Annotated in this window: 13 protein-coding genes and 1 pseudogene; 2 read left to right on the forward strand and 12 right to left on the reverse strand. The window is 61.7% G+C overall.

Features of this window, described 5'->3' with window-relative positions:
• Window positions 1-205 precede the first annotated feature (205 nt).
• The 4 genes from BLS74_RS33250 to BLS74_RS34720 form a co-directional block, all read right to left on the reverse strand.
• Window positions 206-400, reverse strand: a complete 195-nt coding sequence (locus BLS74_RS33250; protein ID WP_093112272.1) for a transglutaminase N-terminal domain-containing protein — start codon at window positions 398-400, stop codon at window positions 206-208.
• Window positions 401-427: 27 nt separating this feature from the next.
• Window positions 428-928: a methyltransferase family protein gene (locus tag BLS74_RS33255; RefSeq protein WP_093112274.1), complete on the reverse strand. Its 501-nt coding sequence runs from the start codon at window positions 926-928 to the stop codon at window positions 428-430.
• Between the two features lie 37 nt (window positions 929-965).
• The gene (locus BLS74_RS34715) at window positions 966-1,139 is read right to left on the reverse strand and encodes a hypothetical protein (RefSeq protein WP_170855814.1); all 174 of its coding nucleotides are present in this window, start codon (window positions 1,137-1,139) and stop codon (window positions 966-968) included.
• A 573-nt stretch (window positions 1,140-1,712) separates the two neighbouring features.
• Window positions 1,713-1,961: a hypothetical protein gene (locus BLS74_RS34720; RefSeq protein WP_170855815.1), complete on the reverse strand. Its 249-nt coding sequence runs from the start codon at window positions 1,959-1,961 to the stop codon at window positions 1,713-1,715.
• 151 nt (window positions 1,962-2,112) lie between these two features.
• On the opposite strand from BLS74_RS34720, the pseudogene BLS74_RS33265 reads away from it, so the two are divergent.
• Both BLS74_RS33265 and BLS74_RS34220 read left to right on the forward strand, forming a co-directional pair.
• A pseudogene (locus tag BLS74_RS33265) lies at window positions 2,113-3,272 on the forward strand (IS30 family transposase).
• A 269-nt stretch (window positions 3,273-3,541) separates the two neighbouring features.
• Window positions 3,542-4,042: a hypothetical protein gene (locus BLS74_RS34220; RefSeq protein WP_139191814.1), complete on the forward strand. Its 501-nt coding sequence runs from the start codon at window positions 3,542-3,544 to the stop codon at window positions 4,040-4,042.
• Between the two features lie 44 nt (window positions 4,043-4,086).
• Here the strand turns inward: BLS74_RS34220 and BLS74_RS33270 are convergent, their stop codons facing one another.
• The 8 genes from BLS74_RS33270 to BLS74_RS34225 form a co-directional block, all read right to left on the reverse strand.
• The gene (locus BLS74_RS33270; protein WP_093112278.1) at window positions 4,087-4,680 is read right to left on the reverse strand and encodes a hypothetical protein; all 594 of its coding nucleotides are present in this window, start codon (window positions 4,678-4,680) and stop codon (window positions 4,087-4,089) included.
• A 327-nt stretch (window positions 4,681-5,007) separates the two neighbouring features.
• On the reverse strand, window positions 5,008-5,298 hold the full coding sequence (locus tag BLS74_RS33275) for a hypothetical protein (protein ID WP_093112280.1): 291 nt from the start codon (window positions 5,296-5,298) through the stop codon (window positions 5,008-5,010).
• Between the two features lie 119 nt (window positions 5,299-5,417).
• On the reverse strand, window positions 5,418-5,801 hold the full coding sequence (locus BLS74_RS33280) for an SMI1/KNR4 family protein (RefSeq protein WP_093112282.1): 384 nt from the start codon (window positions 5,799-5,801) through the stop codon (window positions 5,418-5,420).
• Window positions 5,802-5,887: 86 nt separating this feature from the next.
• Window positions 5,888-6,253: an immunity protein Imm33 domain-containing protein gene (locus BLS74_RS33285; protein WP_093112284.1), complete on the reverse strand. Its 366-nt coding sequence runs from the start codon at window positions 6,251-6,253 to the stop codon at window positions 5,888-5,890.
• A 231-nt stretch (window positions 6,254-6,484) separates the two neighbouring features.
• On the reverse strand, window positions 6,485-6,628 hold the full coding sequence (locus BLS74_RS34725) for a hypothetical protein (RefSeq protein WP_170855816.1): 144 nt from the start codon (window positions 6,626-6,628) through the stop codon (window positions 6,485-6,487).
• An 87-nt stretch (window positions 6,629-6,715) separates the two neighbouring features.
• A complete protein-coding gene (locus tag BLS74_RS33290; protein ID WP_093112286.1) occupies window positions 6,716-8,332 on the reverse strand; it encodes an N-acyl-D-amino-acid deacylase family protein in 1,617 nt (538 codons plus the stop codon).
• A 520-nt stretch (window positions 8,333-8,852) separates the two neighbouring features.
• The gene (locus tag BLS74_RS33295; protein WP_244504142.1) at window positions 8,853-9,410 is read right to left on the reverse strand and encodes a nucleotidyltransferase family protein; all 558 of its coding nucleotides are present in this window, start codon (window positions 9,408-9,410) and stop codon (window positions 8,853-8,855) included.
• 123 nt (window positions 9,411-9,533) lie between these two features.
• Window positions 9,534-9,956, reverse strand: a complete 423-nt coding sequence (locus BLS74_RS34225; RefSeq protein ID WP_139191815.1) for a hypothetical protein — start codon at window positions 9,954-9,956, stop codon at window positions 9,534-9,536.
• Window positions 9,957-10,202 lie beyond the last annotated feature (246 nt).

Raw genomic sequence — 10,202 nt, forward strand, 5'->3', positions numbered from 1 at the left:
GGGTTGTCGACATTTCCATCTCCTTTGCCAAGAGGTTGAGGAAATCCCGTTTTAGCTAAGCGGGTCTCGCTCGGGTAGTCCCACATAGCATCTTTTGCTGGCGAATTCAACCGGTCGATGCAACACACTGACCACTGCGTAGGCAGGAGCAGTGTTGCAGATGAAGTACCGCGCACGCACGTACTACACCGACGCCCAGAAGGGCCTACGTGACGCGCGCGACGCGATTGCCATGCGGATCGCGCAGCCAGTACAGTCGATGCTTGGGCGCGATCTGCAGCTGGTAGCGCTCGAACCGCGCCCGCACGTGATCTGCCGGCCGCAGCCGGATCAACTGCGGGCCGAGCAGCGCGGGTCTGGGACAGCGATAGCAGCTGCGATGCTGGACGACGACACGCACCCCGCGTTCTTACCTTCGGAGCGCGGCTCAATGATCTCCGCGCCACGGTGTGGTGCGCGGAATCCACCGTCTCACGTTCGCGCGGTAGCGCTTGTACTCCTCGGGGAACTGCTCGCCGAGCACCGGCTCCTCGTAGCCGAGCACGAACAAAAAGAAGGCCGCCCACACGATCGCTCCGTATTCGAGCACCGCTACGCTGCCGAACAGGAGGCCCTGACCGATGATCAGCGCGGTGACCGCGACGTACATCGGATTGCGCACATACCGATAGAACCCGGTGACAACGAGGTGCTTGGGCGGCATCACGGGAGCCGGCGTACCGAGACCTTGCAACGCGAAACGGGCGAATGAATCGAGCAAGATCGGTAGCCCAGCCGCGATCAGGATGCCGCCGATCACGCGCGCGATCGGGAACAGCGCAGGCGCGAAGTGCCACTGCGTGAAGTACCACGGCACGTACACCGCGAGCGAGCCCGGCGCGATCACCAAGAAGATCGCCGACCCGATGATCGCAGTTGCGCGCCGCATGACATCAGTCTAGCCAACGCGGAGGTCGCCGGCCCGTTCAACGTCGCCGTGAATCGTGCGGGTTGGTCGAGCGCTGGCGGCGGGTGATGTGCTGTGCGAGGTGCTTGTTGCGCTCGAGCCAGTGGTTGAGGTCACGCGCGACGACGTCCGACGGGTGCGCGAGGTCGCCGGTCATCAGCGCGTATACGGTCGCGAGCGCGGTCTCGATCACCTGGCGCTCCAACGAATTGTCTCGGCGGCTGCGGGGCCTCTAACGGGAGTGCCTGCGTGCGGGTTCGACCGGCAGCTTTGAGGCGACGTAATCAGGACAGCGGATGTCGCTTCCGGGTCGGGAGCGGCGCTGAGCGGCCGCTATTCGGCACTGCCATCGACCGACGGGTAATGGCCCGAAAGGCGTCAGGGTAACTCGAACGTATAAGGCCGCCGCACACTTTGAAGGGAACGGGAGTCGCTGGCACCGAAGGCACTGAAATTCTCTCGCGCTTGCGTGAGGCTGAGACTGCCATTCGGGCCGCCTCGAACGACGGAGGCGTCATCGTCGTCTTGTCCATCATCTTCCCAGTAGCAGATGGGGCAGATTTCATACCCGCCTCGCTCCGCGAGAGTGAGATGGCGGCAGCAGGGGCACGGGAGACCAGGCTTTTCTTTGGGGACGGCGTAGGTAGGCGTATTCATTTCAAGGCTGGACCACCATGGTGAACGACTGCTGATGGCCGATTGTTGCCGGTGCCATGGTCAGTGCGCACGCGCTTCGATAGGTTGACCGTCGTCTGGACTCGAGTCGTCAAACTTCTGAATCGGGCACGGCGGCGGAATGAAGCTTTCGGACGCGCTGTGACATTCTCGAAGGCGGATGGAACGCGCAGACCAAGTCGTGAACTTCATAGCGAGCAACGACCCGCCCCGCAGAGTCCTCGACGTCGTACGTGCTGAGCACGCCATCCAATCCGTCGTCCAACGTGTTCAGTTGCGCAACCAGTCTTAGACTTTGACCAGGCGCAAGCTGCAGCAATTCTTCGTGAGCCTTGAACATCTTCACAGCGGTCGAATGTAGCGCTTCATCGAACGGCGTTAGCCTCCGGGCGGTGAAATGGGAGGCAGGGGACGAACTTCCGCTGTTGGCTGCGGATTCAACCGGTCGATGCAACACACTGAAGCTGCCGTAGGCAGAAGGAGTGTTGTAGATGAAGTATCGAACGCGGACCTACTACACGGACAGCCAGAAGGCGCTGATGTGGGAGCGCTGGAAAGCAGGCGATAGCCTTCAACAGATTGCCCAGTTGTTCGATCGATCGCATTCGTCGGTCGAAGGGATTCTGTCCCGAACAGGCGGAATACCGCCGCCAGAGCGGTGCCGGTCCTCCTTGGCACTGACCTTGGCCGAGCGCGAGGAGATCTCACGTGCTGTGGTGGCCGGCTTCTCCGTTCGAGCGATCGCCAGCATCCTCGGGCGAGCGCCATCGACTGTTAGCCGGGAGATCAAGCGCAACGGTGGTCGAGAGGGCTACCGGGCTGCTCAGGCCGACCAGGCGGCGTGGGACCGCGGGCACCGTCCCAAGAGATGCAAACTGGCAAGGAACAGAGCCTTGGCGCGCATCGTGGCTACCAAGCTCCAATCGCTGTGGGCGCCTGAGCAGATCGCGGGGTGGCTCAAGCATAGTTATCCTGGCGACGAGGACTTCCAGGTGTCACACGAGACCATCTATCGCAGCCTCTTATCCAAGCCCGTGGGGCCTTGAAGAAGGAACTGCTGCAGCATCTGCGACGCACGCGGGTCATGCGCCGTTCGCGCCATCACACGCAGAAGACCGATAACCACGGAAGAATCCTTGACACCGTATCGATCAGCGAGCGCCCGGCCACGGTGGAGGATCGGGCAGTGCCTGGCCACTGGGAAGGTGACTTGCTGTTCGGGGGCACGAGCAGTCAGATTGCCACCCTGGTCGAGCGTCAAACACGCTACGTGATGCTGGTGAAGCTTGGGGGCACGGACACCGAGACCGTCGTCAATGCGCTGATCAAGAACGCTCGCAAGCTGCCGCAGGAGCTGTACAAGTCGCTGACCTGGGATCGAGGCAAGGAGATGGCGGAGCACAAGCGCTTCACCCTGGCGACCGACGTCCAAGTCTACTTCTGCGATCCGCACAATCCTTGGCAGCGCGGAACCAACGAGAACACGAACGGCCTGCTCAGGCAGTACTTCCCTAAAGGCATCGATCTCTCGAGCCATTCACAGGCCAAGCTGAATGCCGTTGCAAGACAATTGAACGAGCGACCAAGGAAGACCCTCGACTTCCACACACCGGCTGAGATGTTCAGCCAGATCGTTGCATCGACCGGTTGAATCCGCAGGGTGCAGTCGGTCGAATCCGACCTCGGCGGTATTTCTTCTGCGAAATCCACTTCGACGCCTGAATGTTGGTGCGCACTCGCACATCCCACATCATGAGGTTCGCGAATTGGGCTTGTCATGTGGTAACGATGCCCAGGACGTGAGACTTCACCGTACTTACATAAAGCGCCCGATTACACCGCATTCAGTTACGAGGGAGAGTCTCACAATTCGAAACAGGGAGCAAAAGAAGTTGTCTCGGTTAACTTGGAGGACTTCTCATGAAAGCACTTGTTTTCTCCCACCTTGTGCGCACCGCTGCTCTTGGGCTGGCATTCGGATTGGGCGCAGCAGGCCCGGTTGCAGCTGAGACTTTGACTCTTCCGGCGGGGTTGGCGTGTAGTTTCGCCTTGCAGATTGATTTTAGCGGCACGCGCCCGGAAGTCAGAGAGTTCAGGGACAAGGATGGCAACTTGGTGAAGACAATTCAGGCCGGTAAAGGTTTCCAATTGACATTCACCAACCTTAACAATGGGACCACTCTCAGCTTGAAGACGGCCGGGTCGGTAACCAAACAAACCTTCAACCCGGACGGTACTACGACGTTTGTCACCACTGGGCATAACGTGCTCATACTTTTTCCTAGCGACGTGCCGCCCGGTCCTACAACTACGCTGACTTTGGGACGGGTCGTCTTCACAGTTGACAATTCCACCCAAGTTTTCACGCTGCTAGGGACGAGCGGCAGGACAACCGATATTTGTGCTGTTTTATTGAGTTAAGAGGCCCCATGTCACGGCGCGTGGTCCCGCTTTGTCGATCTGCGCTATCCCCTTACGCGAACGATAACCACTTCGTTCCGAGCCACGCGACCGTTGAACCGGTCTTTTCCGCCCTGGCGCGCTAGCGCCTGCTCGCATGAGCAGCTTGAGAGGCTCAGGCGCCAGCGTTCGGGATGCCAGTTGTTCCAGGTGCCGCCTAACATAAGCAGTTCCCCGTCGACACCGAAGTTGGCAACAATGGGCTGCCCCACGCCGACCGTCAGTTCAAGTGACGCGTTGGGGCGCCTCCGTTCTAGCTTCCTAGGCTGAGGTGGATTGGAGGCAAGCTCTCTTTCGTATTGCGCCTGCGCAGCGAGATGCTCCTCGGAGTCAGCGGGAACGTCTTCGACTGGCGTGGATGCCTCAGGAACGCTCAACAGTCTGATGCGCAGCTCATCGCCATCGGCCAGGGCCAAGTCTTCAATCCATTGGACATGGGACTGGCGGTCATTCCCGAGGTCCCGCATGCCGCCGATGTGCAGTGTCGCCGGATACTCGCCGTCGACCAGGATGGTGAGATGCAGCGAAATCATCAGCGCGTCTGACGCTCCTGCCATCACGACAGTCTGACCATTGCGCAAGACTTCAAGGGCTTGCATTGCAATGTCAGATTAAAGTCCTTTGGGCAGCACGCGGGGCTGGCGGTCAATACAAGTACTTGGCGCCCACGCGGGTACCACTGTTGTTCGATTGGTCGCCACCAATGCCGGAGGCGGTACTGGCTTCGCCCGGTGCGCCAACGGCTAGCGTCTTCGCATCGCCAGACAGGCTTAAGGCCTGGCCAAAGTCGTCAAGGAACCCCGGCGTGGACGCCTTGAACGTCCGGTATCCAGCGGCAACGGAAGTCTAGCCTGAGCACCCGAGAGCTGCGACGTTGTCAGCCTGAACGGCCGGGATCCAAGCGGCGATGACGTCGCGTCGCCTGCTCAGCAGGCAAGTTGGCCAAACATCACCTTGTCGCTAGGAAGCAGCGGAAACGACATATCTTGTTTGATGCAGATCTCCTCCCCGCCGCGGGTGACGTGAATATCCACCAGCACAAAACTGGGATCATCGCGCGACAGGTGGTAACGGAAGTATTTCGGCGGGTCGTGCGGCACAACGTAGGCACCGGTTCTCGCTTCAACCTGCTCAAGCATTTCAGCGATGTTGGTGCAAGGCAGCATTAATCCCGGCTGTGCGACGAACGAATTCAAAGATTGGTCGAAGGCCAACATTTGGCCGCGAGGATGTACTTCAGGCATTTGATTGGCTTGGACTTGGCAGCAGCAACCTCGAATTTTGCCTGTACAGCAGAGGACTGCTCTTGGCCGATTGCGGCGGGCCGCGAAGCCATCTACAACAAGTTCTTGATTGTGTTCCGGATGAAGGCCTCGAAGCTCGGTGCCGCAACGTGCACTCTTCGGTCCAGCGGGTCAATCTCCACCACCTCCCAAGTCTTGGTGCGGAATCCCGCGTTGAAGCCTTGGAAGTCATCGCCAAACAGAAGCACGCCCGCGAGTTGAGGTGGTACGTCGCCGTAAACGAAGCCTGGCTCAACCAGACCGGTATAGAGGCTGTATTGGGAACGCCCAATCGTCCCGGCGCCAATGCGACTCAGGAAAGAGACATAGTCGTCTGGCAGGTCCGCGTGCTTGCGGCGGAGGTCCGCCGCGTCGACCGGCTTTAGGTTGCCCAAGAGCTTCTCGGGCGTCTTCAGCGGCAGGAGGTCGTCGTACATATGCGGTTTATATCGAACTACGAGGCCGTCATGGATGACCGGTTTTGGCCGAACTGTGCCATAGCTGTGTGAGGAGGCCGCGCTGGCTATTCGCCGTCGAGTCGCAAGAGCTTTTCGTCGAACCAGATGTCTTCGTAGCCCGGCGCAATCAAGAAGCGCCAGCCGGGTGGCAATCCAAGGTATTTTTTTATTTCGGGCGCCCACCCGTCCAGATGCTCGATGTGAAGCGGCTTGAAGAAGTCAGCCTCAGTCGAGAACTCCTCGCCGGCCCAGATGTACCACCCGCTGGTCCCGGCGCTTGGTGGATGCCTCAGACCATTGATTGGGAGGATGCCATCACGAACATTCAACGCTATGCCGAGCGTACAGGTAGGCGGTGCCGCAAAGAATTCTGCGGGCAACCGACGACAGAGTTCGCGCTGCAGTTCTTCGACGGCGCTCCTTTGATTCATGGCAGACGCACGCTGGACGCAACGGGCGCCTTGGCATGGATAGGCATACAGGTTTTGAGCACGGTTTCCGAGTGACTGGTTGTGGCCGACTGTAGCCTGACGGCTAGCAGGCGCTCTGGGCCCTTAACGGTCGCTCGCCCCGTCCTCAAAGCGGACGCCAACTCGGACTGCGCGCAACGAAAACATTGCGCAATCGTCGCTGAGGCGGCCCCTCATCTTGAGGATAGAACGTCAGTCGTTATACGGCAGTTCGTGCACCATCTTCTCCAGCCGATCCGCGAACAGCTTCCGACGTTCATTGTCACCCTTGATTTCCTGCAACGTCGCCGCAATGCCACGACTGAACGCGTCGACCAGTCCGCGGATTGAGAGCATGACCAAGTGTTCTACATCGCTTGTTTCGGCAACCTCCGGTAGAAATTCGTCGCCGTAGCCAATCTGGCGTTTGACCAGCCGCCGGCTTCAGGCCGGGCAGCTTCCCTCGCGCGGCGTGCGCAGCAGTGGCCGGCCGGCGGCGCGGCCGGTGACTTCGCCGCCGTCCACCGCCAGCTCGCCGTTCACCAGCACCGTCGTCACGCCCTGCGACAGCAGCGTAGGCTGCGCATAGGTGGCGCGCGCCGCGTAGCGCGCCGGATCGAACACCACCACGTCGGCGTGGTAGCCGCTGCGCAGGTAGCCGCGCTTGGTCAGTCCCAGGGTGTCGGCCACTTGGCCAGTGCTGGCGCGCACGAAGCGGCCGAGCGAGATCACCTTTTCCTTCACCACATACTGGTCGTACTTGCGCGCGAAAGTGCCGTAGGCGCGCGGATGGCCTTCCGACGAATCGGAGGAGGTCATCACCCACGGCCGCTTCATGAAGTTGCGCACGTCGTCGTCGGTCTGGTTGAAGGAGGCGATCGCCAGGTCGGCCTCGCGCAGCACCGCGATGGCGGCGTCCACCGGATCGCCGCCCTGCGCCACCTCGGCCAGCGTGCGGCCGATGTATTTGGTGTTCGGGCCGGCCGAGAACAGGATCGCCTCCGGCCCGCCGCGCAGGCGTAGGTTCTCGCGCATGTCCTTGCGCAGACGCTCCTGCAGCGAGGCGTCGTCGAATCGCTTGAGCATCGCGGCGCGGCCGCCGTCCACCGCCCAGCCGGGCACCAGCGCGGCCGAGAAGCGGGTGCTCGATGCGGTCCACGGGTACTGGTCGGCGGTTATCGCCAGGCCGCGCTTCTGTTCGGCCTCGATGCGGCGGATGATGTCGCCGCTCTGGCCATGCACTGCCACGCCCAGCGCCTTGATGTGGGCTACGTGCACCGGCAGCCTAGCTTCGTGCCCGATGCGGATCACCTCGTCGATCGAGCCCTTGAGGCCGATGTTGTACATGGACTCGTCGCGGATGTGGCTGTCGTACAGGCCGCCGTGGCGCGCCGCGACCTTGGCCAGCTCGATCACCTCCTCGGTCCGCGCGAAACTCTGCGGTGCATAGAAGAGCCCGGTTGACAGGCCGAGCGCGCCTTCGCACATCGCGCGCGAGACCTGGGCGCGCATGGCGTCCAGCTGCTCGGACGTCGGCGCGCGGTTGGCCTCGCCGAGCTGGCCGGCGCGCACCGGCCCGAAGCCGACGTAGATCGCGGTGTTGGTGCCGGCGCCGTTGTCCCTCAGCCGCTGCGCCTGCGCCGCGATGTCGGCGCCGCCGAAGCCGTCGCTGCCGATCACCGCGGTGGTCACGCCCTGGGTGAGGAAGGGCACGTTGAGCCGGCGGCGCGCGTCGGCCTGGAACAGGTCGCGGTCGGCATGGGTGTGCGGATCGATGAAGCCCGGCGCCACCACCTGGCCGCGCGCATCGATGCGCCGCTTGGCCACGAAGCGATGCGGCGCAGCCCGGCCGACGAAGACAATGCGGTCGCCGGCAATGCCGACGTCGCCCACCTGCGGCGGCGCGTCGTCGCCGGTGAAGATGGTGCCGCCTTCGATGATTAGATCGAGCGCGACAGGTTCGTCGACCGCGCGCGCCGACACGCCGAAGGCCAGGGGCAGTAGCGCCGCCAGCACGGCGACGCTGCGACGGAGCGGGAAGCGGGAGATGGCGACGGGCATGGCGATGGAGTGCGCGTTGGAAGTGGGACGGCGCCCAGTCTAGAGGCGCCGCCGCGCGCGCGGCCATTACAAATGGACCACCGGCCATGCCCTCAGGGCATGGTCAGCACAGGCCCTCAAGCCACCATGCCGTCGCCGCCACGATGCCCATCGCGCTGCGGGTCGGCGCCGCCGGTGAGCCAGGACTGGCCGCCGAGCTGCGTGCGGACGATGGTGCTGATGCCGTGCGCCAGCTCTCCTTGCGGACGACACCATCCTCGACGAAATGATCAGCTTCGGCCACAACGTGTGGGCGCCACTCGTCAAACAGATTCCCCCCTGGGCTGCTAGTAGTGGCTAACGGTGTCAGGCATTGAGCGGTTGCGTGCAAGGGTCATTGCTTGAGGTACAGCGTCGCCCTTTAGCGAAAACAGAGAACCATGGGGAACTTCCGGTTTTGGCCGATTGTTGTCGGATTCCAAGCCAGTGCGCACGCGCTTCAAGGCTCGTGCTGGACCTTTCCGACGGTGGGCATCTGGCGCTAAGCCGGGACGATGGTGAGCCAGGGCCAGCGCGCCTTGTAGTCGCTCGCCTTGAGGCGGAACAGGTCCGGGATTGGGTGGCGAGGATTCATCCGCAGGACTCCGGAGGCCAAATCGTCCAAGCCGTCGGGGGCGTAAAGCTCTCGACTGGTCATGTCGATGCCAACGCAGGTACAAGAAATGAGGTAACGGTCAATCCCATCACGCACGGATGTGAGTTGCGGATACGAAGCTCCAAAGCGCTGCTGGTACCAAAGATGCACGCGCGCTTGATTCCTGACCTCAACGTTGACGCCGAGGTCAGCGACGCTGCTGTGAACGAGCCTGATAGCGGCGTCTTCGGCCTCCCACGATAAATCGGCATCGTCGAAGTAGAAGACGTCATAGTCCTTCACACCCCAGTTTTCTCGCTGGCCGGACAACGAATTCCACGTCGCCTGGAACAAACATCCGGCGGTCAAAAAGCATTGGCTCAAACCAAGACGAGGCAAGCGAGCAGCAAGTTCCGCATTCACAGGATTGCGCAAAGCGATGTCGATGAAATGGTTTGCTGTCAACTGCATCTTCTTAAGGGCGATAGGAGAGGGCCGCCGGAACGACCGGCCGGTTGTTGTCTGCCGAGGAACCAGGTACGGACGACCGCCCGCTGCTGGCCCGCATTCTGCCTTCGCCTATGGCGCCTATTCAGGGATGCCGACATGCCGGCGCACGAACCGCTCGATTTGCGATGCAGTCGCGTCTGGAGCGGCATCGCTCTGAAACCGGGCGCATGGCAAAGCCATGAGCTTTGGAAATCGCTCCCGTATCCGTCGCTCCTCGCTTGTTCTGTTGCCAGGGAGATAGGGTCTCGCGAGTTGCCGCTGCACGATGATTTGAACGCATGCCTCGAGCTCGAATGCGGGTAGCAGCAGCGCGGTCAATGCGTCGCCTTCGATGGAGCGACGGAGCGCTTGATACCCGGCGTGAACGTCATCGGGGTGCCCGGCGTCAACTACTTTGAGCGGGGGGCGTTCGTGGCTGCGGCGTGCAAGCTGTGTTGCGCAACAGCAATCAGAGCCAAGCCTAGAAAAAAGAATACCGAGCGCATCGAGTTGAGCCTGCATGGGGAGGATTGATTGCGTCAGATTGTGGCTCGGTTCCGAAGGTCTCCTTTTGGCCGCATTCTGCCTGTCGGCGTCGGCGTCGGCGTCGGCGTCGGGCGGGATAGGACAGGACTGCGCGAACTCATCGGCGAAGAAATCGCCCAGCCAAGACCGGTAGTGTCGCGGCCACGCCGGCGACGAAGGACTCGATTTCGGGCAGCACCGCTCAAGTCAGAGGCTTCGTCCAATCGCCCGCATCCGGTCGCT

It is taken from the genome of Variovorax sp. CF079 (assembly GCF_900101545.1).
Lineage (GTDB): Bacteria > Pseudomonadota > Gammaproteobacteria > Burkholderiales > Burkholderiaceae_C > Variovorax.

Excerpts from the sequence above, each read along its gene's own strand:
- BLS74_RS34225 (WP_139191815.1), bottom strand. The coding sequence starts at position 9,956 with ATGCAGGCTCAACTCGATGCGCTCGGTATTCTTTTTTCTAGGCTTGGC.
- BLS74_RS34725 (WP_170855816.1), bottom strand. The coding sequence starts at position 6,628 with ATGCTCTCAATCCGCGGACTGGTCGACGCGTTCAGTCGTGGCATTGCG.
- BLS74_RS33275 (WP_093112280.1), bottom strand. The coding sequence starts at position 5,298 with ATGTTGGCCTTCGACCAATCTTTGAATTCGTTCGTCGCACAGCCGGGA.
- BLS74_RS33285 (WP_093112284.1), bottom strand. The coding sequence starts at position 6,253 with ATGAATCAAAGGAGCGCCGTCGAAGAACTGCAGCGCGAACTCTGTCGT.
- BLS74_RS33290 (WP_093112286.1), bottom strand. The coding sequence starts at position 8,332 with ATGCCCGTCGCCATCTCCCGCTTCCCGCTCCGTCGCAGCGTCGCCGTG.
- BLS74_RS33255 (WP_093112274.1), bottom strand. The coding sequence starts at position 928 with ATGCGGCGCGCAACTGCGATCATCGGGTCGGCGATCTTCTTGGTGATC.
- BLS74_RS34720 (WP_170855815.1), bottom strand. The coding sequence starts at position 1,961 with ATGTTCAAGGCTCACGAAGAATTGCTGCAGCTTGCGCCTGGTCAAAGT.
- BLS74_RS34220 (WP_139191814.1), top strand. The coding sequence starts at position 3,542 with ATGAAAGCACTTGTTTTCTCCCACCTTGTGCGCACCGCTGCTCTTGGG.
- BLS74_RS33280 (WP_093112282.1), bottom strand. The coding sequence starts at position 5,801 with ATGTACGACGACCTCCTGCCGCTGAAGACGCCCGAGAAGCTCTTGGGC.
- BLS74_RS33270 (WP_093112278.1), bottom strand. The coding sequence starts at position 4,680 with ATGCAAGCCCTTGAAGTCTTGCGCAATGGTCAGACTGTCGTGATGGCA.